Source organism: Silvibacterium bohemicum, assembly GCF_001006305.1.
In the GTDB taxonomy this organism is placed as follows: domain Bacteria; phylum Acidobacteriota; class Terriglobia; order Terriglobales; family Acidobacteriaceae; genus Silvibacterium; species Silvibacterium bohemicum.
In genome coordinates this window covers 579,678-604,002 of record NZ_LBHJ01000001.1, presented here as the reverse complement: position 1 = coordinate 604,002, position 24,325 = coordinate 579,678, and the positions used below count along the sequence as shown (strand labels likewise).

28 protein-coding genes are annotated in these 24,325 nt (G+C 55.2%); 5 read left to right on the top strand and 23 right to left on the bottom strand.

Annotated features, from left to right (window positions below):
- Positions 1-19 precede the first annotated feature (19 nt).
- Both XX99_RS02635 and XX99_RS02630 read left to right on the top strand, forming a co-directional pair.
- Complete coding sequence (locus XX99_RS02635) at positions 20-1,279, top strand: alkaline phosphatase family protein (RefSeq protein ID WP_231581117.1); 1,260 nt, start codon at positions 20-22, stop codon at positions 1,277-1,279.
- Positions 1,280-1,562: 283 nt separating this feature from the next.
- Entirely contained in the window at positions 1,563-1,928 is a 366-nt protein-coding gene (locus XX99_RS02630) for a hypothetical protein (protein ID WP_050057800.1), read from the top strand.
- Between the two features lie 66 nt (positions 1,929-1,994).
- On the opposite strand, the gene XX99_RS02625 is transcribed toward XX99_RS02630, so the two are convergent.
- The 23 genes from XX99_RS02625 to XX99_RS02515 all read right to left on the bottom strand — a co-directional run bounded on the left by XX99_RS02625 (position 1,995) and on the right by XX99_RS02515 (position 19,163).
- On the bottom strand, positions 1,995-2,450 hold the full coding sequence (locus XX99_RS02625) for an FHA domain-containing protein (protein WP_050057799.1): 456 nt from the start codon (positions 2,448-2,450) through the stop codon (positions 1,995-1,997).
- 38 nt (positions 2,451-2,488) lie between these two features.
- Positions 2,489-2,878 (bottom strand): tetratricopeptide repeat protein, encoded by a 390-nt coding sequence (locus XX99_RS02620; protein WP_184084509.1) that lies wholly within the window; start codon positions 2,876-2,878, stop codon positions 2,489-2,491.
- Between the two features lie 54 nt (positions 2,879-2,932).
- Entirely contained in the window at positions 2,933-3,520 is a 588-nt protein-coding gene (locus tag XX99_RS02615; protein WP_050057797.1) for a hypothetical protein, read from the bottom strand.
- An 11-nt stretch (positions 3,521-3,531) separates the two neighbouring features.
- Positions 3,532-3,834, bottom strand: coding sequence for a hypothetical protein (locus tag XX99_RS02610; protein WP_050057796.1), 303 nt, complete (start codon positions 3,832-3,834; stop codon positions 3,532-3,534).
- A gap of 14 nt (positions 3,835-3,848) precedes the next feature.
- Complete coding sequence (gene sctV, locus XX99_RS02605) at positions 3,849-6,026, bottom strand: type III secretion system export apparatus subunit SctV (protein WP_050057795.1); 2,178 nt, start codon at positions 6,024-6,026, stop codon at positions 3,849-3,851.
- Between the two features lie 102 nt (positions 6,027-6,128).
- Positions 6,129-6,383 (bottom strand): hypothetical protein, encoded by a 255-nt coding sequence (locus XX99_RS02600; RefSeq protein ID WP_050057794.1) that lies wholly within the window; start codon positions 6,381-6,383, stop codon positions 6,129-6,131.
- A 93-nt stretch (positions 6,384-6,476) separates the two neighbouring features.
- Complete coding sequence (locus XX99_RS02595) at positions 6,477-6,869, bottom strand: tetratricopeptide repeat protein (RefSeq protein ID WP_050057793.1); 393 nt, start codon at positions 6,867-6,869, stop codon at positions 6,477-6,479.
- A complete protein-coding gene (locus XX99_RS02590; RefSeq protein ID WP_050057792.1) occupies positions 6,869-7,264 on the bottom strand; it encodes a hypothetical protein in 396 nt (131 codons plus the stop codon). The genes XX99_RS02595 and XX99_RS02590 overlap by 1 nt, the downstream gene beginning before the upstream one ends.
- Positions 7,251-8,315: an EscU/YscU/HrcU family type III secretion system export apparatus switch protein gene (locus tag XX99_RS02585; RefSeq protein ID WP_050057791.1), complete on the bottom strand. Its 1,065-nt coding sequence runs from the start codon at positions 8,313-8,315 to the stop codon at positions 7,251-7,253. Before XX99_RS02585 ends, XX99_RS02590 begins: the two co-directional genes overlap by 14 nt.
- Positions 8,316-8,356: 41 nt before the next feature.
- Positions 8,357-9,181, bottom strand: a complete 825-nt coding sequence (locus XX99_RS02580) for a flagellar biosynthetic protein FliR (protein ID WP_050057790.1) — start codon at positions 9,179-9,181, stop codon at positions 8,357-8,359.
- Positions 9,182-9,186: 5 nt separating this feature from the next.
- On the bottom strand, positions 9,187-9,453 hold the full coding sequence (gene fliQ, locus XX99_RS02575) for a flagellar biosynthesis protein FliQ (RefSeq protein WP_050057789.1): 267 nt from the start codon (positions 9,451-9,453) through the stop codon (positions 9,187-9,189).
- Between the two features lie 21 nt (positions 9,454-9,474).
- Positions 9,475-10,308 (bottom strand): flagellar type III secretion system pore protein FliP, encoded by an 834-nt coding sequence (locus XX99_RS28280; RefSeq protein WP_269430948.1) that lies wholly within the window; start codon positions 10,306-10,308, stop codon positions 9,475-9,477.
- Between the two features lie 35 nt (positions 10,309-10,343).
- The gene (locus XX99_RS02565) at positions 10,344-10,742 is read right to left on the bottom strand and encodes a flagellar biosynthetic protein FliO (RefSeq protein WP_050057787.1); all 399 of its coding nucleotides are present in this window, start codon (positions 10,740-10,742) and stop codon (positions 10,344-10,346) included.
- On the bottom strand, positions 10,743-12,044 hold the full coding sequence (locus XX99_RS02560) for an FHA domain-containing protein (protein ID WP_184084505.1): 1,302 nt from the start codon (positions 12,042-12,044) through the stop codon (positions 10,743-10,745).
- A gap of 136 nt (positions 12,045-12,180) precedes the next feature.
- On the bottom strand, positions 12,181-12,804 hold the full coding sequence (locus XX99_RS02555) for a flagellar hook-length control protein FliK (RefSeq protein ID WP_050057785.1): 624 nt from the start codon (positions 12,802-12,804) through the stop codon (positions 12,181-12,183).
- Positions 12,801-13,280, bottom strand: coding sequence for a hypothetical protein (locus XX99_RS02550; protein WP_050057784.1), 480 nt, complete (start codon positions 13,278-13,280; stop codon positions 12,801-12,803). Before XX99_RS02550 ends, XX99_RS02555 begins: the two co-directional genes overlap by 4 nt.
- 2 nt (positions 13,281-13,282) lie before the next feature.
- Positions 13,283-14,614, bottom strand: a complete 1,332-nt coding sequence (gene sctN, locus XX99_RS02545; protein ID WP_050057783.1) for a type III secretion system ATPase SctN — start codon at positions 14,612-14,614, stop codon at positions 13,283-13,285.
- Positions 14,598-15,227 (bottom strand): FliH/SctL family protein, encoded by a 630-nt coding sequence (locus XX99_RS02540; RefSeq protein ID WP_082125187.1) that lies wholly within the window; start codon positions 15,225-15,227, stop codon positions 14,598-14,600. Before XX99_RS02540 ends, sctN begins: the two co-directional genes overlap by 17 nt.
- Before the next feature lie 15 nt (positions 15,228-15,242).
- Positions 15,243-15,515: a hypothetical protein gene (locus XX99_RS02535; protein ID WP_050057781.1), complete on the bottom strand. Its 273-nt coding sequence runs from the start codon at positions 15,513-15,515 to the stop codon at positions 15,243-15,245.
- A gap of 6 nt (positions 15,516-15,521) precedes the next feature.
- Positions 15,522-16,340 (bottom strand): hypothetical protein, encoded by an 819-nt coding sequence (locus tag XX99_RS02530; RefSeq protein WP_184084503.1) that lies wholly within the window; start codon positions 16,338-16,340, stop codon positions 15,522-15,524.
- 12 nt (positions 16,341-16,352) lie between these two features.
- On the bottom strand, positions 16,353-16,916 hold the full coding sequence (locus XX99_RS02525; RefSeq protein ID WP_050057779.1) for a hypothetical protein: 564 nt from the start codon (positions 16,914-16,916) through the stop codon (positions 16,353-16,355).
- Positions 16,917-16,986: 70 nt separating this feature from the next.
- Positions 16,987-17,898: a serine/threonine-protein kinase gene (locus XX99_RS02520; protein ID WP_156185755.1), complete on the bottom strand. Its 912-nt coding sequence runs from the start codon at positions 17,896-17,898 to the stop codon at positions 16,987-16,989.
- A gap of 149 nt (positions 17,899-18,047) precedes the next feature.
- Entirely contained in the window at positions 18,048-19,163 is a 1,116-nt protein-coding gene (locus XX99_RS02515) for a hypothetical protein (RefSeq protein ID WP_050057777.1), read from the bottom strand.
- Between the two features lie 238 nt (positions 19,164-19,401).
- On the opposite strand from XX99_RS02515, the gene XX99_RS02510 reads away from it, so the two are divergent.
- The 3 genes from XX99_RS02510 to XX99_RS02500 are packed head-to-tail and all read left to right on the top strand — an operon-like array spanning position 19,402 to position 24,265.
- The gene (locus tag XX99_RS02510) at positions 19,402-22,227 is read left to right on the top strand and encodes a serine/threonine-protein kinase (protein ID WP_050057776.1); all 2,826 of its coding nucleotides are present in this window, start codon (positions 19,402-19,404) and stop codon (positions 22,225-22,227) included.
- The gene (locus tag XX99_RS02505; RefSeq protein WP_050057775.1) at positions 22,224-23,501 is read left to right on the top strand and encodes a hypothetical protein; all 1,278 of its coding nucleotides are present in this window, start codon (positions 22,224-22,226) and stop codon (positions 23,499-23,501) included. The genes XX99_RS02510 and XX99_RS02505 overlap by 4 nt, the downstream gene beginning before the upstream one ends.
- The gene (locus XX99_RS02500) at positions 23,498-24,265 is read left to right on the top strand and encodes a protein phosphatase 2C domain-containing protein (RefSeq protein WP_050057774.1); all 768 of its coding nucleotides are present in this window, start codon (positions 23,498-23,500) and stop codon (positions 24,263-24,265) included. Before XX99_RS02505 ends, XX99_RS02500 begins: the two co-directional genes overlap by 4 nt.
- Positions 24,266-24,325: the final 60 nt, after the last annotated feature.

The window sequence follows — 24,325 nt, the reverse complement described above, 5'->3', positions numbered from 1 at the left end:
CGGACACAAAAAGCCGGTTGTGATCCTGGTCACACTGGATGGATTTCCAGCGCGTGCCTTGCGCGATCCGCAGTTGCCCATGCCGACATTGCGTGCGCTCGCAGCGGCAGGTGCGGTTGCGGATGCGATGACGCCGATCAATCCCACGGTGACTTGGCCGAACCACACCGCACTGATCACCGGCGTCAACGCCAGCCAGCATCATGTGATGGCCAACGGCCTCATCGAATTCCCCGCCGATGGTGAGGCTCCGGGTGTCGAGCCTTGGACTGATAAAGATAAGTTAGTTCACGCCCGCACTTTGTATGAGGCCGCGGCCGAGAAAGGTCTCACCACCGGCCAGGTTGACTGGGTAGCCATCTATGGTGCCCACGGCGTGCAATGGCAATTTGGAGAGCGCCCCGATATTCACGACGCGATTCCGCAGGAGCTGATTTCACGCGGCCTGATAACTCACGAGCAGGTAGAACGTTTTGGAGAGAACAGCACTCCGGCATGGCGCGACGAAATCTGGACGGACGCAGCCGTCGACATCATCGAGAAGCACACGCCCGACCTGCTGCTCTTTCATCTCCTGGAAACCGACTCCATTCAGCATGAGTATGGTCCACTCACTCCCGCTGCGTATGCTGCATACGCTTATGCCGACCATTGCCTGCAGCGTGTCGTGGACGCCGTGAAACAGGCCGGCATCGCCGATCGAACTACCTTTGTGATTGCTTCCGACCACGGCTTTGCAACCTACACGCATACCATCAGCCCCAATGTCCCGCTGCTGGAGCAGGGATATCTCCACTCGCAAGGCGACAAGTATGTCGGCACGGTATGGGCAAAAGCCGAAGGCGGAATCGCCTCGCTCTACATTCGCGACGTCACCGGCCGCGCGGAATTGACGGAGAAGCTGAAGGCCTATTTCTCCACAGTTCCCGGCATCGAGCACGTTTATACCAACGCAGAAGCACGATCCTTGGGCTTGCCTTCGGACACTGCAACCGATCAAGCTCCGCAGTTATACCTCGCCGCTGCACCGGATTATGCCTTTGGCGATGAGATTACCGGTCCGTTGGTGCGCGCCCATGCCCCCCGCGGCCAGCATGGATATTTAAACTCGATGTCCGACATGCAGGCGCTCTTCATTGCTTCTGGAGCAGCCATCCGCCCCGGCGTTCACCTCGGCACCATCTCTAATCTTCAAGTCGCCCCGACCATAGCTAAAATTCTAGGGCTTCAACTACCGGATGCCACGCAACCGCCGCTTCAGGATTTGCTGCGCAAATAAATCATCCGAAAACGGCTCCCGTTTTCCTTTCCTAACTGAGCACAAAGTTCACGTATGTAGCTCGAGGCGATAGTTTCCCGTTGCGGCCTACATCATGGACTATGTTTTGGAAAAGAGAACGGGGCCGATCCATCGAAACTTTTCGCTAAGTAGAGAAAAAATCTCTTCGTGCCCTATCACGGGGAAACCCGAAGCAGCAAGAGAGATCGCAAATAATCTCTCCCGTTGGGAATTAGTGCTGGCCAAAGACATCCATTAGGCTATTCTCTTGGGTGGAGGGCTCGTGAATACAAAAGACATTATTCTTTCGATTGATGCGGAAATAGAGCGGTTGCAACAGGTGAAGTCGTTATTGACCGGATCGGCAGCCGCAACTAAGCGTAAACCCGGCCGCCCCGCTGGTTCTAAGTCCAGTGCAACTGTGGGAACTACACCGCTCAAGCCAACCGAGAAACCCGCAAAGGGCCGGAGCATGAGTGCAGAAGGCCGGGCCAAGATCGCAGCCGCGCAAAAGGCGCGTTGGGCAAAATCCAGGCGAGCCAGCAAGACAGCTGGACTAAAGTCGGTGCGGCGCCCCGCGAAGAAGATAGCCAAGAAAGTCGCGCGAAAGACCGCTCCTAAAAAGAGAGCGGCGGCTGCAACGAAATAAGTAAAAGCAGTCGCTTCGTAACTCTGGGAATATCAATTCCCTGCCGTTCCTTCTATTCGCTACCGACTACGTAGCGATGTAATAGATAAAGATCCCGATGCAGGCGAGAGAGCAAATCGCAAGTGTGATCTCGAGCGGGTCGAAGAATTTCAGCGCGATCTTGCCGTACGCTTGCCATGCAGGGGACTTTCCCTCCCCTGCAATGGCATCGTGACCAGCCTCCCGTAGTTCAACGCGAATTTGATAACCCGGCAACTCTATAAAGTCGCCTGACTGTACGGGCGATGACTCCTGCAGAGGCAAGGACACTCCGTTAATTCGGGTTCCGTTGCTGCTTAGATTCTCGACTGTGAGTTGGTCGTCGACGACGGACAGCGCGAAATGTTGCCGCGAGAGTGCTTCTCCCTGAAGCATCAATGGGCTGCCCAGCTGCCGCCCCACGACTACTCTCTCTCCTATCTCCAACTCTGCTTCGACTGCTTCCTGCGTGCTCGTGTTTGAGCAAGTCAGCGTTACGTGCATGGGTAATCCTTAAAGTGAACTTTGGCAGTCATAAAATTTCAGCGCGCGACAAGCTTTGGCGTCTCCGCATGCTGTAGCTTCTGCAACAAGTCCACCAATCGTTGCAAAGAGCTGACCAGCGAGACTAATGGCTCTACAGGTCTCAGATCACGAGCTGCCTTCAAAGTATTCTTGGCGCTCCCGATATCGTTGCATCCGATCTGTACTTCAGCAAGCTGCGCGTAGGCTGCAACATTTCGGCTATCCGAATGTAGTACTCGACGGCACAGGCGTTCCGCTTCTTCAAATTTAAGTTCGTCGCAAGCAACCGCCGCCAGACCGAGATCCGCGATATCTCTCGCAGGCAGGAGCGCGCCAACCCCCTGAAAGATTTGCTGAGCCTCGCGGAACCGCCTCGCATATCTGCACAGATGACCGACTTCCATCATCAGAGCCACTTCTTTTGCTGGAACCCGCATCGTTCAATCCTTCGGTTCAGTCGCCTAGTCCTTGATATTTTGAATCGCTGCCATCGCAGCCTCATGCTTTGCTTTGGCAATCGCCGTAGTTGCCTGAAAAATCTCGGACTCGGCATTTGTCTTTTCGGCGAGCGCAAGAAACGATACCGGATCGGGTCCCTTAGGAAGTCCAGCTAGTTCGGTGAGCTCCTTCTGGATCGCGTCCAGATGCTCTGTAGTTCTCTGCTGCATGGCGGCATTGCTCGCGTTCATGGCATTCAGCGCGCTCTGATTGCTGGCGGTAGCGTTTCCGTTCAGTCCCGCATTCGCGCCAAATGTATTCAATGCGTTGAGCGCGACCAGATTATTAACCGAGCTCGACTGATTATTGCCCATAATCATGCCGCCCACGGCACCGCCCAGTCCCGGAGCAAAAACGTTCGCCGCAACTCCAGTAATGGCACCCATAATCTTCCGGAACGCACTCGGCCCTTTACTCTGCTTCATCAGCTGGGCCTGCATCTGGGTATACAACTGCGCCTGCTGAAGGCGTGCCTGTTGCATCTCCCGCTGCAGCGCTTGATCGTTATCCTCCGGAGGAGGAAGCCCGTTGGTGGGAAGAAATGTACCCATGCTTGCAGCTCCTATGTGGTTCGGCCTTTACCTGAAACCGCGTTTTCCTGGCTAGCCTTGAGCTCCTTCAACACGGAGTGAACCTGCGCATAGCTCTGCGCGATTAACCGCGCTTTCGACCTCTCTGCCGGCGCACCTGAGAGTCCTATAACTTCGTAACTGGAAACTCGCTCAGCCATCAGATCAATGACCTCATCGGCGGATTTTATCCAGGCCTCGTTCAATGCCGGGAACATCATCCAGTCCGGGGGAGTATGGCTCTCGTCGGCGGAGTCAGTCGTCTCGTTCGTCTTTTTACTGCTTGTTGCGGTCATAGATATCCGGTGTCTTACGTTGTAGCCAGCTGCTCTTCTTCAGTCGTTTCCTTGGGCGCGAACGTAATCGTTCCCATAGGCTCTAGTTGGATCTCCGGAGCGATCTCGTTATAGCTGATGGCCCGCAATTCGGGAAAATCATCACCTACGGCCGACCTGATGTACCTGCGTACCGATGCATCCACCAACAACACCGGACTTTGAGTTCGCGAAGAGACATCGGCTATCTGCTCGCTCAAGGCCTGCACGAGCTGCCCTCGCTGCTCATAGTCGAGTGCAAGGAACGATCCAGCCGGCCCCTGTCGAATCGCATCCCGCAGCATATCTTCGATACCCGGATCAAGTTGATAGATGAGCAATCGTGGTTTACCGCCGCTCAGGCTGAAACAGATGCGACGGCGCAAAGCCACGCGCACATGCTCGGCAATTTCGAAGGTATCGCCCCCGTCGATTCGATACCATTCCGCAATCGCCTGCAAAATTACCTTGAGATCCCGCACGCTGACCTCTTCGCTGAGCAGCCGCTTAAGGATGTCGGTAAGCTGCTGCATGCCGATAATCTTCGGTACGACCTCCTCTACCAGCGCAGGGTACAGCTTCCGTGTTTCGTTGATCATCCACTGCACTTCCTGAACCGTGATGAAGTCCATGGCGTGCGAACGCAGAAATCTCGAAATCTGCAGCAGGAGTACGTCATCCGTCTCCCATACCTTCATCTGAAGCGACGCTATCCGCCCTTTCTCTGCCCGAGTGATCCATGCCGCCGGCTTAAAGTCTGCGGGATTCATTGTCGCTTCCGCTTGAACTCCGAACTTAGCAAGCTGATCCGCCGATGAGTTAACTAACACGCGATCGCTCAAAATGGTTCCAGTGGCGATAGGCGCTTCATGCAGCCAAAAGCGGTAATTATTATTGTTTTCGAGCGGCAGCATCTCAAGATTGACGCGTAAGGAGGGAAAGACAACACCCAGCTGCCTGTATAACGTGTCTCGCAGTTCAACAAGCTTCCGGAAATACTCTTTCCCCGTCGCTGTTTCATAGGAGACAAAGGGAGCGAACTCCTTGCCCAATTCCATAATGAGTGGAACGGTGCGCGTAATCGCAGGATCAGACGAAGGCGGCGGCACAACCAGCTTGAGCCTTTCCGTTTCCTGCTCCTTCGCTTTCTGCTTGACTCCCATAGCCTGATACAGTGCATAGGAAATTCCGCCGGTGATAGTAGCCAGCAAAAGAAAAGCGAATTTAGGCATTCCCGGCACCACACCGAGAATCAATAGAACGACTGCCGCAATACCAAGAGCCTTTGGCTTCGCAAGAATCTGGCCGGCAATGTCGCTGCCCAAATTCGTATCTTCATCTTCAGAGGCGACGCGGGTAACGACCAAACCGGCAGAGATCGAAATCAACAGAGCAGGTATCTGCGAAACCAGTCCATCGCCGATCGTCAAGATAGAGTAAGTCTGGATAGCTTCGGATGCGGGCATTCCATTCATCGCAACGCCGATGATGAGGCCGCCGACGATATTGACAACCGTAATAATGATGCCGGCTATGGCGTCGCCCTTGACGAACTTCATCGCGCCGTCCATCGCCCCGTAAAACTGCGACTCTTTCGCCAGCGCCTGGCGACGCTTACGTGCAAGCTTGAAATCGATGCTGCCTGAGCGCAAATCGGCGTCGATGCTCATCTGCTTGCCCGGCATGGCATCGAGGGTAAAGCGAGCTGCAACCTCCGCAACGCGCTCGGAGCCTTTGGTGATGACCAAAAACTGAACCAGCGTGATGATAAGGAAAATCACCGCGCCGACCACAAAATTTCCGCCGACCACAAATTCGCCGAAGGCCTTGATAACATCTCCGGCGTTTGCCTGCAGAAGAATCAAGCGTGTGGATGAGATTTCGAGCGCCAGCCGATACAGCGTGGTGAGCAGCAAAATTGTTGGGTACGAGGCTAACTGCGCCCCGTTGGATAGATACAATGCGACCATCAGAATCGTGATTGCAATCGTGATGTTTGCCGTTATGAAGATATCGAGAAGGAAAGTCGGCAGCGGCACGATCATAAGGCCGACGATCAGAACGATGCAGGCGACCAGGATAAGGTCGCTAAACCGGGTCACAACGCTGCTGAAATTGCCGCCCTTGACCTCTGCTTTGATGCTTTCAAGTTGTGCGGTAATGAGCTTTATCATAGAAGCAAGCCTGGACCCGTTACATGTTTTGCGCGTAGGACATGGTGCGGCTGAATATGCATAACGCCGCACCACGAGACATTTCGAAAACAAACGAAAAGATTAGATGATTGCCTGGATCGCGGACTTGTCATTCTGAGCCCGATCCGACTCTTCCTTGCTGGCCTGCTGGAAAGCAAGATCCTCATTGTCCTCTGCCGTCTGATTGGCAAGCGACTGCGAATCGGTGCTCTGAAGATTGCTGAGATTCTGGCTATCGCTGGGAACAGAGCCAGTGGTTGAATCGCTCCCACCGCTGCCCCCACCGCCAAAAATGTCACTCGCTAGACCGCCGACCAGTGATCCGATTTCACCCATGTCTTCCTCCTGTGGAGCAGTTATCTTGCTCTACAGGTAATAACGCGTTACCGCGAAAGTCATTCCACAAAAAGTTCACGAGCTTTCTTGGCATCAATCTGGCCCGCGGGAGGTCACGAGCCTCAAAGCCATCCGTCCGGCCTGGTCTCGCGCTCCGAGCCGCCGAAGTTGTTGGATATCTGCCTCGGCCTCTCGCGACATGCCCAGCGAGATATATGCCTCACTCCGTCGTACGAGTCCCTGTATATGCGATGGATTGCTCCTAAGCAGATCCGTCGCCATTCGCACCGCTGCCTCCGGCCGCTCCAGCGCCAGATAAATCGCCGCGATTGCATCCATGTAGTAGGCGTTGCCCGGATAAAGGCTCAACAGTCCCTTGAATAAGGTCAGCGATTCCTCATAGCGTCCTTCGGTATGCAGAAAATATGCTCGTTCGCTCGCCGCAAACGCCTTATCATCATTCCAGCCTGCAGGAACAGAGCTCATCAACCTGCCTCCCCAGCGCGCTGACGAATTTTTGCGATCGTTTCTTCTCTGCCCGCCAACAAAGTCATCATTTGTCTCACCTCTGGTGAAACATTCACCAGCGCAGACTCCCTCCGCGCCGCGGCATCCTTCACAACTTGAAATGACGCCGTCGCTCCGTGCCTCCACATTCCGGTCATCTGCCGCGTTGGAGGGTCGATGCTGGTCGGGGTAGGCGATAACTGCGTCAAGCCGAGAAGCTGTTGCCATCCGCCGGCAGGCGGCGGAGATGTGATCCCAGGATCGCGGCTGTAGGGCGCCTCGCCGAAATCCTCTTCTTCGCCGGACTCCAACTGCTGTGGGGCGATGTCGAAGCCCGGGATCTCGTACTGTATGGCGACATTATCGACCTTCATTTGTTTCCTCCAGCTTTGCTACGAAGTTCAGAATCTCCGCCACCGCGTTGTAGAGGTCCTCCGGCACTTCCTCGTCCAGATCTAATGTAAAAAGGCTTCGGGCTAGTGGAATATTCCGCACGACCGGGACTTGATGCATTTTCGCGATGTCGATAATTTTTTTCGCCAGCTGCATCTGCCCTTTAGCTACCATGCGCGGAGCATTCATCGTCAGCTCGTCATATTCCAGGGCCACCGCGATATGTGTCGGATTGACAACCACCACTTTCGCCTGCGGAACCCGGTTGGGCGCGGCCTGCTGCAGCATCTTCATCTGAAGATGTTTGCGCTCGTGCTTGACATGAGGATCACCCTCCTGCTCTTTGTACTCCTGCTTGATCTCCTCCTTCGACATCATCAGTTCTTTCATGTAGAGCTTTTTCTGAATCGCGAAATCGGCCGCACCAAATATCAGAAACGCCCCTCCAACTTTGAAGAAAAGAGCGAACAGAAGAATTGGCACGAACGAGGCAACTCGCTCCAGGCTGATCCTGCTCGATACGATCAGATCGCGAAGATCGGGCTTCACCGTGGAATAAGCCAGCCAGAAGATGATGACAAACTTCAGCAGTGTCTTCGCCAGCTCGATATACGTCTTTGGTTTGAGAAACATGCTTTGAAGACTGGCGATTGGGTTAAGCTTCGAAAACTTCGGCGACAGAGCCTCTGGTGAAAAGATGAGTCCTTGTGTCTGCGCGAAGTTTACGGCAATTGCAGCGATCATGATGACCGCTAAAAAAGGCATGATGAGCAGCAAAAATTGCATTCCGGCATTGCCGATTCTATGGGCGAAAAGCAAACCGTCGAGTGGGCCGGAAAGAAGCTTCGCGTCGAACGACTCGATCATAAACTTCTTGAGCTGTTCGACTAGACCCGGCCCCCATCCGGATAGCATGGCTCCGGAAACGAGGAATAACACCGCCTGTGTCAGGTCGGTACTCTTCGAGATCTGCCCCTTGTTGCGAGCCTCCCTGAGTTTCTTCGCTGTCGGCTTTTCTGTCTTATCGGCCATCTATCGCAATATCCATTGCCGCGTCTTCTCTTGATGTGCCTTCACGCGAGACTTCTTACAAACTGATCGATGGCCGGGATCATGGAAGCCAGGTACCGCTGAAGCTGTTCGAAAAAGAAAGGGGCCGAAAGACAAAACACCGCCAAACCAATCCAAGACTTTGCTGTGTTCGTGTCGTTGCTGATCTTCAACGACGAAGCCACCTTCTGCACACTGCCGAAGGAGACATCGATCAGAAAAATTGTGAGCACGACCGGGGCGCAAAGTTGTGCGCCGATACGAAGCGCAGAGGCCGAAATGAGAGTGAATTCCTCTGCAAGCGCTTCCCAGCCGGGAGTCATATGCGGTAACTGAACAAGCGGAATTACCTGAAAACTCAGCCCAAGGCTACGCAGAAAGAGCAGATGGCCTCCCAGCACAAGAAACAAAACAATCGAAGCTTGAATCTGCAAATTACCTGTCGCCGAAACATTGCCCGGCAGCTCCGGTGCCAGGTAGGAGATCTGGTTCAATCCTCGTTGCGTATCCATGATGATTCCCGCAATCTGGACTCCGAAGAAGACCATCTGCGAGATGAAGCCGATCATCATGCCGACGATGTACTCCTTGGCCAGGAGTGCACAGTAGAAGAAGAAATTGCCCGGCATAGGTCCGGAGCTGTTCGATAAAGAAGGATAAAGAAGCATGGCGATCGCCGCCGAAAGGCCGACTTTAACCTGACTAGGCAACGCTTTCCCGCCGAGAAACGGCGTGAGATTCAAGGCCGCGACGATGCGAGCAAAGATCAGAAAAAACAGCATCAAGAAGGACTGCACGTTGGCATGAACGCCGAGCCCCGAGAGAATACTTTGCAGCGCTGGCAGCATTTCCACTAATGCACCAACGGAATGGAATTTAAAATCATCTGGACAAAGTTCACGATCTCTCGCAGCATCCAGGGTCCGAGAATTGCGAGTGAAAGGGAGACCGCAATGATCTTCGGCACGTAGCTCAATGTCTGCTCCTGCACCTGCGTCGTCGCCTGAAGAATACTGATGATGATTCCGGTAACCAGCGCGGCAGCCATAGGCCCAGCCGAGACAATCAGCACGAGAAACAAGCCTTGGCGCAGAATCGAGATGATTGTTTCGGTATCCACTACGGCGTTCTCCTTATCGATTTACACATAGCTGAGAACAAGTCCCCTGACAATGAGGAACCAGCCGTCAACCAGAACAAAGAGAAGAAGCTTGAACGGCAACGAGATTACGCTTGGTGAGAGCATGCTCATGCCCATGGCAAGCAGAATATTGGCCACCACCATGTCGATGATGATGAACGGCAGAAAGATCAGGAAGCCGATCTGAAATGCCTCTTTCAGCTGGCTCGTGACAAATGCCGGGATAATGACCTGAAAATCATCCTTCGAAAGTGGCGACTCCTTTGCGGTGGAGGCCTCAGGTTGCGGCTGTACAGTCGGTGGCGCAGGCGCAGCCTGAGCCGCGGGATTCGCAGCCGTGGCCGCTGCATCGGTCTTTGAAGTGGCAGCTGGCGTAGTGGCGGCGCCACCGGTCCCGACAGAAGCCGGGGTAATTGCGACTGAAGCAGTGGGCTGAGCGGCCTTTGCGCCGTGCGCATCCGGAGATTCGTCCAGGCGTTGAGCCAGCTCCACAAACAGCAGGCGGTCTTCATTGTGTGCGTGCTTGATAAGGAAGCGCCGCAACGGTTCTTTCCCACGCCCGACTGCTTCAAAGACGCTCTTTACGCTCGCTTCGGAGAACATATCCTTGGTGCCTGAGATCGATCCCGCGTCGTTATACATCTGCTTGACGACCGGCGTCATCACGAAGAACGTCAACACGAATGCAAGTCCCGTGATTACCTGGTTAGGCGGAACGTTCTGCGTGCCCAGCGCATTGCGCAGGATGGAGAGAACGACTGACATCTTTACAAACGAGGTCAGCATCACCAGCACAAAAGGCGCCAGGGCCAGGCCGCCGAGGATGATAACCATTACAACTGGATTGGGTAAGGAGTCCGGTGTCATATCTATTGGTTGGCGTAGCGATCTCGAACGAGTTGGGTGACTTTACGAAAGATAGGTTTGTTTTCAGGCATCCTAAGACTATTCGTCTCTTCTTCAGGGAAATCCGCCTGATCGAGTTGCGTCATAAAATGCACCGCGTCTCCGCTCGTTGCAATCAGCATGGTGGTGCTGCCGGAGCGGACAACATATAGGGTCTTACGCGGCTCAAGCGCCTGCGTGGCTAACACGCGAATGCCTCCCTGCGCCGCGTTCGCATTTCCCCGCATCCTGGAAGCAAGCACTTTGAGCGCGCCAACCGCGAGCAGGCAAACCCCGATCAGCATGACTACTGTCTTCACGTAATCCGCCCACAGAGAGCCCAGAGCAAAGGTCTGTTGAGAAAGTAAAATCGCGGCTGTCATCTATCGTTCTCTCCAGTTCGCAATTTTTACGCCCATCCGTCCGTCATCCAGGTTCACCAGCTCGCCGGCTCCAAGCACCTTGCCGCCGCTCACTAACTGAACAGTGCTATTGGTCTCCTCATCCAGTTGAATGATGCTGCCGGCCGCGAGTGTTTCCAGCTCCTGCAAATTCATATCGACCCGGGTGAGGACGACATGGATGGTAATGGGCAGTGTAGAAAGATCGGCGGCACTCACCGCAGCATCCTGATCCTGCGAATCTTCTTGTGGCATCTCGAAACCCCACTCGTGAAAGTTTTGAACTACAAAATCGCTCGGCGCACTCTCGCCCTTAGCCAGCCGCCAACCTCCGCGCTGCGTCGCCGACTTTGGGTCAGAAGGTAAGAGAAGGGAATACTCCGGAAAATAAACAAGCGTGTCTCCCGGCTCTACCTGCAGGATTTCGTCTGCGTCTAAAACCACTGCGCCTATACATAGGCTAAGCTGCCACGACAGAAGCTTCTTGGTGAAAGGCGGCAATTCATTGCGCACCGTCGCCATCTTTTCCAGGACGCTTCCCGGCAGAAACATCCGCATGTATCCATGCTCGCCCCCAAGTCGTACAACAGCTTCGAGCATGAGCCCAAATTCGTTTTCCGACGTCTGCCGCGACAAAGGACGGAGAGAAAACTCGAAAGGAAACTGCAGCTTCCGGTTGAGGCGCTCCAAAACGCAAGCGGCCACGAACTCCAGCAATGTCGCGTCCGCATCGACGGCTCCTGCGTCTCCCCCGCCGCGAAGCATGCGAGAGAGTATCGCTTGGACAAGAGAACGATTGATCGCCAGAACCACATCGCCTGCATTGGAAAACAGACGCGCTTCGAACAAGCATGTGTCCGACTTAAAACTCGAGATAAATTCTTCTGCGCCGAGGTATGCGGGCGGCGAGAAAGCGATGACGCCTATCGCCTCATCTCGGGTCCACATAGATTTGTGGGCCACCCGCAGCACGTAAGGGTACATACGAATTTCATCACCGGCATTGAGAAGGCAAGGATGCGCCGCATCGAGCTTGCGCTTGTTAACGAAGGTGCCGCTCACGCTTTGCATGTCTTCGATATAGAAAGCCTCATCTTGCTCGAAAATGCGAGCGTGCTGGCGGCTGATCGATTGCAATGGTAACGAGATATCGCTTGTTGAGGACCTTCCAATGGAGACCTCTTTTTGAGTAAAGACGAGCGTCTGGGTTTCATCAATGTGCAATTCGTTCGTCAGAATGATCTGAAGTTCATGCCCCGTCGGCGTCGGCAATAGCTCGCGCAAAACCTCCTCTGCCCACGGCGCGCAGTCCGGAAGATCCTTGAAAAGCTTGCGGTAGAGATTGTTCTCTCTCACCTGCGTCGCAGAATATGTCTTCAAGTCCGCGAACAGCTTGAGTTTGCCGGACTGACGCTTCGGTTTATGTCGCGGCATGGCTACTTCCTGGCCCACTCGTCGGGTAGCGGCTTCCGGCCAGTGTGAGACTTGCGACTTTCAACCCCTTGCTTTCAAGTGCTTCCTGCAGACTGGCGGTATGTTTTGAGAGAAGCTGAGTGGTGTTCACCGATTGCGATAAAAAACGGATGGCTAACTGCCCCTTCGTCTGCCGGATTTGAACCTTCAACCCCGGAAGCGTCTTCGAGTGAAACGTAATGTCGACCGCCTGTGTCTTGTCTCCCAACTGATGTAGCTCGATTTGGTGACCAAACTCCTCGGCAAGCTTCTGAATATCCTGGGGGGGCGTTGTTGGAGCAGGTTCCGCAGTCCTGCCTGCCTCGATATGGCTCACAGGTGAAGAACTTGTGCCGTCAGCTACACCGCTCGCAGCGTGGGAGGGCCCTGCGGGCGTTCTCTCTTGCCGTTGCGATGCCTGTTCCTTGTCCGCATTGGCAACGACCTTGTCGGACTGCCGCTCCTGCTTCTTCTGGTCGTCGAGCATGTTCGCAAAACGGTCTGAAGACCTCTGGACATCTTTCTTTTCCTGCCGCTGTTGCGGAGTCTCGGTCTGCTGAGGATTCACCGTATTTTGGTCTGTAATGATCATTTCCGCCTACTTAGGTGCATTACGTTGCCAATCTCGTCCTGCTCGAGTTCCTCTTTATAGCTTTGCTCTTGCACAAACCGGGCTTCCGCTTTTTGCCGGTACTTCTCCAGAACATCTTCATCAAGCCTTCGAGTGGCGAGAACTTTCCTTGCCTCTACTACTAGCTCTAATGCCTGATCCACTAGGATCTGCTGCGAGAGTACGGCCGAACGTGCATCCCGCACGTCCATCTCTAGCCTAAGTAGCAGTTCGTTCTGCACCAGAATCGGCATGTTTCGAAATGCTCCAGGCACAGACCGCTCTGCTCTGCGTCTGCGAAAATGTTCCGCCGCTGCCTCGACTGAAGCTTCCAGCCCTTGAAGTGTTTTCCTCTCGGAGGCTAGCTCGCTCTCGCGCTCTATCAATTGCCTTTCAGCCTCTTTCCGCAGGTCAATTCGCTGCTCGAGGAGCCCTTGTAGTCGAAATACAAAAGCCATAGTTAAGTGGCGAACATGGCGCAGAGCTTTTCCACCGACACGCTCTGCGACATCGATTCATCGGTTGCTTGCTTCAGATAGTCATTGATGGAGTCGATTCTACGAACCGCATCATCGATCCTCGGATCGCTTCCCGACTGATAAGCTCCGAGAGCAATAATGTCTTTATTCTTGTTGTAAGTTGCGAGCACGCTACGCATCGCCGACGCCGCCGCACGATGCTGCTTGGTACTGACCGCATTCATAACGCGGCTCACGCTGCTTAGAACATCGATAGCTGGAAAGTGACCCGCACCCGCCATGTCGCGCGACATCACGATATGTCCATCCAGAATCGATCTCACCTCATCGGCGACGGGCTCGTTCATATCGTCACCAGCCACCAGTACGGTATAGAACGCAGTAATAGAGCCGCGATCTGAGTTACCCGCTCGCTCTAGAAGTCTCGGTAGTTCCGCGAATACCGAAGGGGTATATCCAGCTCTCGCCGGTGGCTCGCCGCAGGCTAGCCCTACCTCGCGCTGTGCGCGCGCGAAACGTGTGACCGAGTCCATCATCAGCATCACCTTCTTCCCCTGGTTGCGGAAGTATTCGGCGATAGCTGTGCCCACATAGGCTGCCTTCAGACGAACGAGAGACGGCTCGTTGGATGTAGCGCAAACAATCACGGAACGCTTCAACCCTTCTGGGCCCAGATCTTGTTCTAGGAAGTCTCGAACTTCTCGACCACGCTCGCCCACTAGAGTAATAACGTTGACTTCGGCCTCAGTATTCCTGGCAATCATGCCAAGAAGCGTACTTTTTCCGACGCCCGCTGCCGCGAACAACCCGATGCGCTGTCCTTCACCGCATGCCAGCAAGCCGTCGATCGCGCGCACGCCAACCGAGATCGGCTGAAGCACTCGATTGCGGTGCATCGGATCAGGAGCTTCCTGATAGACCGCGTATTCCTCTTTGGCCAGCAGCGGACCCTGAAACTCGGTATCCATCGGCTCGCCCAGTCCGTTCAGCACTCTCCCGAGTAACTCATTGCCGACTTTCACAGTGAGATAGTTTCCCGTCGGCGCAACCTCGCTTTGTGGTCCCACATCGACAAGCGGCCCCAAAGGCATCAACAACACATCGCCGTCCTCGAACCCAACGACTTCGGCTTTCAGCGGTGTCGCCGAGCGCTGATTGCGAATGAGGCAAAGCTCACCAATCCAGGCGTCAGGTACGGTTGCCCGTATCAGCAGGCCTACGAGCCCCTTAACTCGCCCCTTGGCGACGAGCGGAGAGCACTTATCAATCGCCGCGAGGTACGGAGCAATGCTGAATTCAGTGGCTTCCGGCATCCGCTCCTCGCAAAAGGGCCTGCTCCAATGAATTCAGCTGTGTGCTGAACTGGGCATCGATCGTACCGAGCGGGCTCTCGACAATGCAGCCACCAAGAGTGATGGACTCGTCAGAGACAACGAAAATTTCGCCAATGTCAGCGTTTGATCCTTTCAATTCGATGGCTCGTTGCCGCACCGTCGATTCATCTTCGGGACGCACTCGCAGCTTGATCTTCTCTTCGCCACGCACAGACCGGATCGCTTCCCGAGCTGAGTGGAGCACGGCATTGGAATCGATGCTCGCCACGTCGCCAACGATCTTGCGTGCTACGGCGATGGCAAGTCGAACCAACATACCCTCGTTCTCTGCAAGATATTTTCTGCGCGTTCTTCCAGCTTCGACGAGCGCATCATTCCATTTGCTCAAGCCATCGGCGAAGCCTCGCTCCCTGCTTTCGGCAAACAGCTTTTCCCGATCAGCCTGCGCCGCACTTACTATCTCCGCGGCTTCAATGCGGGCTTTCGAAACGGTTTCCTTGGCTTCCCCCAAAGCCTCCGTCGCGGCCTTCGGGATGCGGGAAGGGTACGAAGGTTGAGCTCCGGACTTCGCTTTAATAATGTTTTCTGACACCTTCCACTCCTTCCCTTAAAACGATCGAGCCAGCCATGCGGCCAAAACCGGTGAAGCATATTTGAGGGAATAGCCCAACTTTTCTTCCGCCAATTCGCGCTGGCGTGCGGCCTGCGCACTTCGGAGATTCGTTAGACTTTCGCGCAATTTCTCGGGTGAAAAACTCTCCATTCGAGCCAGCTCTGCCTCGACCGCGCCCCGAAGCTCTGCCGGCAATAAGGCGACGATGCTGGCTCGTGAAGTTGTTTCGTTCAGCAGCAGTGCGTGAGCGAATACCGATGCGTCCATCTATCCTTATGCCTTCGCCGGAGCGATCTGCTTCGGCTTCGGAGCGCCGCCTTTCAGATCCGCAATCTGTTTCTCCAAGGCTCGAATCTTATGCTGGCGAACCTTGTTCACCGAAATCACCAGGAGCGACATAAGCGCCGCCATAACTGCAAGAGCTACGGCCGCAATCTCCATCCATGAACTCAAAGAAAGCGGACCAAGTACCTGAACAGGAATCGGCTGCACTGCAATCTTCTTGTAGACCACGGCAACGTTGTCAGGGGAAAGCCCCTCCACACTTCTGGCGACAAGGCTCTTCACCTGAACTACATCGAGCGGAAACTCCGCGCCGCGATACTGGATCAACACCGATGCTGTCGGCTGCGCCTGTTGCGACTTATCCAGCAGCGGAGAGACATCGGGCACCACTACCTGCACCCTTGCATCGGCCACATCCGGAAGCGAGTCGAGGGTGCGAGTGATCTCGCCATCCAGCCCGGAGATGAGACGCGCCTTCTCCTGCGAGGCGGTGGGAATCATGCCCGCATCTTCGAATACGCTATCGAGCCCCTTTACCTTTTCGCGCGGGAGACCGTTCTCTTCCAAAAGCTTCCACGCCCGAATAAGAGTGTCATCGCGCCCGCGCACACTCACAATCCACGTGGCCGCATCCTTTTTCGCCGTAGGGTCGAGCTCAAGTGAAGCGTTGATGTTGTTCTCACGCAGCAGCACGACAATTTGCTGGGCGTCGTATTCGTTAAGACCAGATTCAAGCTGCCGCGAACACCCCGTAAGCCACAAAGCGCCTGCAAGCACGATAGGTAAATAAAAAAGATGTTTTTTCATACGCATGCCTAGTTAGATCTGGGTTTGCAAAATCGTCTTGACGCCGCTGGATGCGGAGTCGACAAGCTTGGAAAGCACGGCGATGTTCTCATTCATACTGCTCGCCATCTGCTGCAGCCGCAGCCAATCCTGCGGTGTCGCATTCGGAGATATCTGCTGCAGAGTCACATCGAGTTGGTTATATTGCGCCTCGATGCTGGTTAACTTCCCTTTAACCTTATCCATCGTGCTCGCCGACGAGTTTGATTTCACCGCCGACTGCACGCGATCGAGATGATAGCGCCCAACCGCCATCGACTGTTGAAGCTTTTCGGGCCCTGGCGGCAAGCTCTGCATGCTGGCCGGCTTTGTAACTCCCGAAGCAGAGTTCGCTGCGGAGCCAGCCGACTGTGCGGGGTTGGTTGCCGGCTGTACTGCCTGCGAGGAAGAAGGATTAACTTGATCCGCGGTCTCTTGAAGCTGTGCCTTAATTTTGTCGAATGGCGACGCGCTTCCTTTCGGAAGTTGCGTCCCCAACCCGCCAGCTGACGGGTCGCTGATACCGGGAGTCACCGCCTTAGTGAGAATGGGATCCATGAATCGTGTCCTTTTTCTTTTGTTCTTCAACTGATCGCTATAGTGTTCGCACTCAAACTAAGATAGGCGGCTATCCATCGACCTTCGGCCCTCTTGCCTGACTCGCGGAGAAGAATGATCCGAGCTTTTTAAGTTTTTCCTCGGCTTCGGAAAACATATGGTCCAACTCCTCGATACTGCCGCGGCGGAGTTGCGGCTCATTGGGAGCAACATGCTTCCAAAGTGACTTCCAGAGCTTTTGCTCTCCGAGCGCCGCAAGCCACGGCCGCAATTTGCTTTCGCGTCTCGCGATGATTGCGCCGGTACTCGGAGTTGGCGACCCCGAAGAGGACGGGTCGCGCACAATTTTGTGAACCATGGTGACATTGCTCACACTGCCGAACGCCCGAGCAATGCCATCGATATCAACCAACCGATTGGCAGGATTCTTTTCGATCATTCGGTCAATCACCCTGCAGACAAAGACTGGATACCGCTTGGTCTCGCTCAGAGGTGCCGCGCGCTGCTTGATATCGGCATGCCAGGCCAGCCATCCCAAGTTTCCAGACTGATTCACTCCGCCAAACTGCACATCGAAGAGTTTGCGGCCAAGGAGAAGCTCGTAGAAAAGAAAGCCCGCAATATAAGCGTTGGATAGCTTAGATTTATTGGGAATTTTTTCGTCCAAATACTCCGGACCTGTGTACTTCGCAGATCCGATATTGAACGTCTTGCCTGCATCGAACGGTTTATGCACGGAAATCTCCACGCCACCGTCGCTTCTAACCATGACCTTATGCGGGTCGAGATCGCAGAGGCGCTCTTCCGTGGCATTTGCCTTTGCAATCGCCTCCAATACGCTCACCATGATCGGCATAAGCTCATTGAGCGGCCTCGGCTCGTCCTCTATCCACTTCGCAAGCGGGCGGGACCTGCGCTGCCGCCGGAGAGAGCCACTCTCGTGTTGATCGCCCTCCGCCCCGGATAGTGTGGCTTCCGACATGCACCGCCCCCTTATAGCCTGCCGGACATCGGATAGCCCGGAATCGCTTCGCATTATTCAAAACACGGAGAAGACGAAAATATTCCGCGCACTGCGAGGTCATCCGTATTCCTGTGCCGCAAGAATTGATGCAGTTGCAGAAAAATGAACTACCGGTGCAAGAGTGAGACAAGCTGCGACATACCACCTAGGACATGGACAAGACGAAATACTGCTCCGAGCAAAAGCGCTGTAAAACAAAGATTGAGGATGGTCAGAACGGGTATTAGCTTCAGCATGGTCGACTTGCCATCTTCGCTCTCAACGCTCGCCGACAATAATCTACTCCGGCCTTTTCCGCCCGACGTTTGCGGTCCCGGCTGGATCTTCCCAACAGCCTCTTCCACATCCTTGCTAGAGCCGAATGCGCTCGACTCCAGAACGGGTCGGTCGGGGACTAAGGGATCGAATTTTGATACTACCCCCTGACCCGCACCGCACAATGTGGGCCAGTCCGAACTCTCCACATCCGCAGAAAGAGTCTTCGCGGCAACATGCTCCTTCTGCGACGCACCCGGCGCCTGAAAGAAACGCGTTGCACCACTTTCATCTGCAACCTGCGGTTCTTCGGCGCGGCTGTTTTCGTCGCCGCTCGGAGCAGCAGTGCTTTCTTCGGAGGATTTAAGATCATGTAGTTTGATTTTTCGAAAAGTTGCCGCAGTCACGCTCTGAGTATTGAGCTCGTCTCGTGAATTTACGCTCGCCGCATCGTCAGCTCTCTCTTCCGCACCTTCCCGATCCTCCGCAATTCTCTGATCGTGCTCGGGCTTCTGATCGAAGATAGTGTTCTTCTCGCCGGCACTTTCCGATCGAGTGGAAACTACGGTCGCAGGGTTCTGAACTTCGAGCAGCTTGGTCGCGTCGGCAGACTCCGCTTCTGCAGCCACATGTCGAACAGGCACACTGTCCGCGACAGGGAGGCTCGATTTACCTGGATTCTTGGAGCCCGCCGAAAACACTGTAGCCAGCTCTTTGACATTCAGCACCTTCGTGACATTCAAGGACTCTTCTTGTCCATCAGCCTCAGCTGCCGGTCGCGCTTCTCCCTGCGGACGCGATGCAACCTCGACCGCTTGCCCCGCATTGACCTTTGCCTCCGGCAGAACAGGCACAGAGCTGGAGCCCTCGCCGTCACGGGATATCGTCCGGAGCGAAGATTGCCTGCTTAGCGATTTCGGACTTTTACGCTCGTGAAGGAATTTGTCGTTTTTCGAATCTTCACTCATGACATGTCTCTTGAGATTGTGAGACGCGGCATCAGGACAATGCCTTCAACCCGCGATTCATCGCGGTATTTAGGCCGCTGTAGATAAAACGCCTGCCGCTCCTGTTTTATTCCTCATCTGGCAAACAATGTCGAGCGCGTCCCAGGAATAAACCCTCGCAGGACGTGTTTTCTTAAAAGGGAACGCCACCGGCTGCTATCGATCTCAGCTCAGCCAGCCTCCCGAGTGGATACACACCATGCCTACGATGAAGACGACGGAAGTACCCGAACAGATCGGACGATACCGCATCACCGGAGAAGTGGGCCGCGGCGGCATGGGTATTGTGTATCGCGGGGAAGACCGCCTGATCGGTCGCGATGTCGCAATCAAAACTTTAACTGAGGTAACGGAGGAGTTGCGCGAGCGTTTCTACATGGAAGCTCGATCCGGCATCCTCAGCCACCCCAACATCGTGACCGTGTATGAGCTGGGCGAACACGAAGGCAGTCCGTTCATCGCAATGGAGTACATCGCCGGCGAATCGCTCGAGGCGATGCTGCGCACCCGCCGGCGGCTGTCTCTGCTCGAGGCCATCTCGATCATTGAGCAGCTATGCGCCGGACTTGGCTACGCTCACGGACACGGAGTACTGCATCGCGACGTGAAGCCGGCAAACGTCCTGGTGCAGCCGGATGGTCGCGTCACGATCGTCGATTTCGGTATCGCCCGGCTTGTCGATCAGACGCATCAGCTTACCAAGACCGATGCATTACTGGGTACGTTCCACTACATCGCACCGGAACGACTGAAAGGTGAGGCCAGCGATGGCCGAGCGGACGTATGGTCGGTCGGCATAATTTTGTACGAAGTGCTGACCGGGGAGCTGCCGTTTAAGGGGAAAGACATCTCCTCGCTCTACCGTGTCATTTACGAGCCGTATGTACCGCTGCAGGATCACATCCCCGATATCCCCGAAGGCATAAGTAAGGTCCTGGATCGAGCGCTCGCGAAGGAAGTCGAGGATCGCTATGCCACGACCGAAGAAATGGCCTTCGACCTGCAAGTAGTGGCCGATACCTTAAAGCACGATCGTGTCGCGACTCTACTTGAATCCGCACGACGACTGGCTGCCGAGCGGCAGTTCGCAAGCGCACGAACGATATTGCTGCAAGCGCAACGAATCGATCCCGGCAACACGGATGCGAAGTTGCTGATTGTCGAAGTACAGGAACAGCTAAGCCAGCTGCAGCGTGGCGAACAGTTACGCCAGATCGTGGAGCAAGCACAAAACGCGCTCGGGGACAGACGCTGGGACGATGCCATTACGTTCTTCCAGCAGGCGCAGAAGCTCGATACAGAGAACGTCTTACAACTCGAAAGCCGCCTGCAAGATGTGCAGGAACAGAAGAAACAACAGCAGGCAGTAATCGCACTGTGGGAGCAAGCTAGCGCGGCGCGCAGCCTCGGCGATTTGGAGCATGCTCAGGAATGCCTGGGGCAGGCTCTGGAGATCGACGGGCGCAATACCGACTTGCGTAATGCTCACGCCGTGCTTCTCCGGGAAATCAAGCGCAAGCGTGAAAGCGAGCAGGTCGAAGCGTTGCTGCGAAGCGCAAGAGAGAGTTATAGCAATCAGGAGTACGCTGCAGCGCTCAGCCAACTACGCCAGGCAGCCGAGATTGATCCCGCGAATGCCGAGGTGCAACAACTGATGCTTGCCGCGGGCACCCAGCAAAGGCGGGAACGCCGGGAGCAGTTACTCGAGAAAATCGCGACAGAGATCCGAGAGTCGTTGGATCGGGAAGATTTTGAACAGGCAGAAAATCGCGTCGCTCGCGCATTGGAGGCCCTTCCCGGCGACTCGCTGATACTCCAACTCAAGATAGAGATGGAATCCAGGAAGCAGGAGTCTGCCAGCCAAAAAGTAGTACGAGAAACCATGCTGCAGGTGCACGACCTGCTTGCGGAAAATCCTGCTCGAGCTCTTGAGATTATCGAGCAAGGTCTGGCCCTCGCTCCGGACAGCGAAACGTTGCAGCAGTCGAAAGCCCACCTGCAAGCCCATCTTCGTCAGCTCAAGAGCACCGCGGCGCGCGAAGACGTACTCGCAAAAGCTCATTCCGCGTTGGCGGAACAAAGATTTACGGAAGCGCGTAGCCTGCTCGAAAGCGCGATAGCAGAGCACGGCACGAACGAAAACTTCGACCAACTACTTAAGACTGCCCAAGCCGGCCAGCAAAGTGAGGAGCGGAAACACGAGCAGCAGCGTCAATCCGCAGAAAAACTCGCAGCCCTGGAGCAAGCCGTCGCTTCCTTCGATAAATGCCTCGCTGATGACGATCTGAAACGCTGCATGCGTTCCCTCGAGGAGCTCGCAAAACGGAGCGGCGAAGATGAAGAGGTCAAACAAGCCCTCGCCGTTTGTTCCTCGCGGCGCAAGCACAAGGCCAGCGCAATTCTGCGTTCAGCCGCGCAGGCAGCCCAATCCGCCCTAACGCGGGGCGCGCCACAAGAAGGAACCACGGCGTTGCGACGCGCTGAATTCGCCCGGCCTTTCGCCGATGGGGGAGACGCGAGCGAATTTGATCTCGCCAAGCAGCAATGCCTGGACGCTTCACGCTCCAACCGCACAACTCGGCGAAAGACCTCGCCCGCGAAACGCATACTTAAGATTGTCGGTGTCGCAGCCTTCACAATTTTGTTACTGGTGCTTGCCGTCGTTGCGATCTTGCGCAGTCGCAGTAAGTCCGCGCCCGAGGCTGCAGGGGTGCCGAGTGTAGCTTCTCTCGGCGCCAACACTCCTCTCATCGTTCAAACCGATATGGAAATCAACGCATCACCATGGGCGAATGTCCTGGGCGTTCAAAACGATAAGGGAGATGAGATAGCGCTTCCCAGCGCAAACGAAGTTACTCCTTTGCGAATTGAAAATGTTCAGACGGGCCACTATAAGGTGACGCTCGCCGGGGCCGATGGCAAGCAAACGATCGTCGACTGCGACATCTCGGCAGAAAATCATTTATGCATGGCTGACCTTACTCCGGTAGATATGCAACAGATATTAAAAGGAGGCCAACAATGAGGATCGCCGCCTATATGTTGTGGTTCGTTCTGCCCGCTTCGATGTTGGCGCAAAGCTCCCAGCCATCTAAGACGTTGGATCAGCTGCGCGATCTAGCCGGTCAGGCGAAGAGCTCCGGCGATCTGCAGGGAGAGGCGAATTATCTTTGTACGGCTGCGGAGCAGGATGCAAAGAAGTATGACAAGAAATGCGAAAAGGCAAAAGCCGACTTATCAAGAGCTGTCGAACAGGCTCACGCGAATCTCAATATGGGCCGGTCCGAGTTACAGCACAAAGATTACCAGGGAGCGCTTCGAGATCTAGGAAAGATCACCGTGGGGCCTGATCATGAGGCTGCGCAGGGGCTGATCCAGCAAGCACGTCTCGAGAGCGGGCAGATGTCTCCCGAACAGTTTAGTGCGGCGGTGCTGCAGCAAGGGAAAGAGGCCTACGCGCGCGGGGACTTTGACAAAGCTGAGTTGCTGCTCACGCAGGTACGAACACCGGACACGCAACACACGGCCAGCCAACTGCTGACGAACATCAATATCTATCGCGACAGCATGAAGCAGGCCGCAGCCATGGCTGGCAGCGATGACTACAAAGGTGCGGCGCAAAAGTACCAGTTTGCAGCGATGATTCAACCGAACGGACCGGGAGACCCGAAGAAGCACCTGCAGGACGCCCAGGATGCAGCCGCTAAGCAGGATCAGGAAAACGCTCGCAACACTCCTGCGCCTGTGCTCGCGACTGCACCTGCGCCGGTGTCGGTGCAGGCCGCCGGCCAGCTTCCTAAGACGAAGGCGGCCTCTGCTGTCAAAATCAAAGCCCTCCTCGCCGATGCGCATCGCAGGGAAGACGGAGGCGACCTGCAAGGGGCGATGCAGGCTTACAACGCCGCACTGCAGATCGATGGTCGTCAGAGCGATGCGCTTGCAGGCAAGAAACGCGTCATGGCCGCGATGGCTACCGACCCGGCAGCTCTCGAAGAAAGTCTGACCCAGGGCATCAAAGAGTTCTATGCGTCGCAATTTGCGCAGGCTAACGATGCCATCAATGTGTATCTGCAAGATGGCGGCCAGCAATTCAAAGGCGCCGCGCACTTCTTTCTAGGAGCATCTCTGTTGTCGCAAGCCATCCTCTCTGATCCCAAAAATCAGGATGCGATCAACTCGCTCGAGCAGCGCGCATCTCAGGAATTTTCGCTCGGAAGGCAGTTGCGCTATGCGCCGCCCGTTGCGGCGGTCTCATCGAAAATCATCACGCAATGGATGCGGACAGGCAATCGGCAATGACAGGATATCCCCCCGGTAGTCCACATCAGCAGCGCACTGCTCATGTGGCGGTGCGCATTGAATCAGCGGGCCTCTCTGACGTAGGTCGCAAACGATCGAACAACGAAGATAGTTTTGGCTTCGATGAAGAGACGAATATCTTTGTAGTCTGCGACGGCATGGGAGGTATGGCAGCTGGAGAAGTGGCGAGCGCTCTGGCTGTCGAGCACACGCTGCGCACTTATAAGGAGCTTTATTCCGTCGACATGGAGCCGGAGAAACGTCTGCAGGCGGCTATCGCCAACGCGAATAGCGCCGTTTGGCAGATGGCGCAAGACAATCAAAAACTTCGCGGCATGGGTACTACGTTAGTAGCCGCCTGCGTGGACAGCAACCACGTTGTTATCGGCAATGTGGGTGACAGCCGCGCCTACTTTCTGCGCGACAACGTCTGCATCCAAATCACTGAGGACCACTCCTATCGGGCAGAGCAGTTACGGCGCGGCGCACAAATCAGCAGCGTCTCTCCGCTCCAGCAGTTCATTACGCGGGCTATCGGCGTGGGCGCAGTCGTGACACCGGATTTCTTTGCCGCCGATCTGCAACCGGGGGATGCCGTATTGCTGGCGACGGATGGGCTGACACGCTATATGGCGCCCGACGAGATCGCCAGCAAGGTGCATCCGGATATCCCACTCGAAGACACTTGCCGCGAATTGATAGCGGTTGCTCATCAGGGAGGCGCGGAAGACAACGTCACCTGTTTCTTCGTACGTGTTCTTTAAGTGATTTCTTCAGCTCAAGAGATTTGATAAGACCACCCGCACAGAATGGAGGCGTGCTAT

Excerpts from the sequence above, each read along its gene's own strand:
- XX99_RS02625 (WP_050057799.1), bottom strand. The coding sequence starts at position 2,450 with ATGCACGTAACGCTGACTTGCTCAAACACGAGCACGCAGGAAGCAGTC.
- XX99_RS02620 (WP_184084509.1), bottom strand. The coding sequence starts at position 2,878 with ATGATGGAAGTCGGTCATCTGTGCAGATATGCGAGGCGGTTCCGCGAG.
- XX99_RS02615 (WP_050057797.1), bottom strand. The coding sequence starts at position 3,520 with ATGGGTACATTTCTTCCCACCAACGGGCTTCCTCCTCCGGAGGATAAC.
- XX99_RS02610 (WP_050057796.1), bottom strand. The coding sequence starts at position 3,834 with ATGACCGCAACAAGCAGTAAAAAGACGAACGAGACGACTGACTCCGCC.
- sctV (WP_050057795.1), bottom strand. The coding sequence starts at position 6,026 with ATGATAAAGCTCATTACCGCACAACTTGAAAGCATCAAAGCAGAGGTC.
- XX99_RS02600 (WP_050057794.1), bottom strand. The coding sequence starts at position 6,383 with ATGGGTGAAATCGGATCACTGGTCGGCGGTCTAGCGAGTGACATTTTT.
- XX99_RS02595 (WP_050057793.1), bottom strand. The coding sequence starts at position 6,869 with ATGAGCTCTGTTCCTGCAGGCTGGAATGATGATAAGGCGTTTGCGGCG.
- XX99_RS02590 (WP_050057792.1), bottom strand. The coding sequence starts at position 7,264 with ATGAAGGTCGATAATGTCGCCATACAGTACGAGATCCCGGGCTTCGAC.
- XX99_RS02585 (WP_050057791.1), bottom strand. The coding sequence starts at position 8,315 with ATGGCCGATAAGACAGAAAAGCCGACAGCGAAGAAACTCAGGGAGGCT.
- XX99_RS02580 (WP_050057790.1), bottom strand. The coding sequence starts at position 9,181 with ATGCTGCCAGCGCTGCAAAGTATTCTCTCGGGGCTCGGCGTTCATGCC.
- XX99_RS28280 (WP_269430948.1), bottom strand. The coding sequence starts at position 10,308 with ATGGTTATCATCCTCGGCGGCCTGGCCCTGGCGCCTTTTGTGCTGGTG.
- XX99_RS02565 (WP_050057787.1), bottom strand. The coding sequence starts at position 10,742 with ATGACAGCCGCGATTTTACTTTCTCAACAGACCTTTGCTCTGGGCTCT.
- XX99_RS02555 (WP_050057785.1), bottom strand. The coding sequence starts at position 12,804 with ATGATCATTACAGACCAAAATACGGTGAATCCTCAGCAGACCGAGACT.
- XX99_RS02550 (WP_050057784.1), bottom strand. The coding sequence starts at position 13,280 with ATGGCTTTTGTATTTCGACTACAAGGGCTCCTCGAGCAGCGAATTGAC.
- sctN (WP_050057783.1), bottom strand. The coding sequence starts at position 14,614 with ATGCCGGAAGCCACTGAATTCAGCATTGCTCCGTACCTCGCGGCGATT.
- XX99_RS02535 (WP_050057781.1), bottom strand. The coding sequence starts at position 15,515 with ATGGACGCATCGGTATTCGCTCACGCACTGCTGCTGAACGAAACAACT.
- XX99_RS02530 (WP_184084503.1), bottom strand. The coding sequence starts at position 16,340 with ATGAAAAAACATCTTTTTTATTTACCTATCGTGCTTGCAGGCGCTTTG.
- XX99_RS02525 (WP_050057779.1), bottom strand. The coding sequence starts at position 16,916 with ATGGATCCCATTCTCACTAAGGCGGTGACTCCCGGTATCAGCGACCCG.
- XX99_RS02520 (WP_156185755.1), bottom strand. The coding sequence starts at position 17,898 with ATGTCGGAAGCCACACTATCCGGGGCGGAGGGCGATCAACACGAGAGT.
- XX99_RS02515 (WP_050057777.1), bottom strand. The coding sequence starts at position 19,163 with ATGAGTGAAGATTCGAAAAACGACAAATTCCTTCACGAGCGTAAAAGT.
- XX99_RS02510 (WP_050057776.1), top strand. The coding sequence starts at position 19,402 with ATGCCTACGATGAAGACGACGGAAGTACCCGAACAGATCGGACGATAC.
- XX99_RS02505 (WP_050057775.1), top strand. The coding sequence starts at position 22,224 with ATGAGGATCGCCGCCTATATGTTGTGGTTCGTTCTGCCCGCTTCGATG.
- XX99_RS02500 (WP_050057774.1), top strand. The coding sequence starts at position 23,498 with ATGACAGGATATCCCCCCGGTAGTCCACATCAGCAGCGCACTGCTCAT.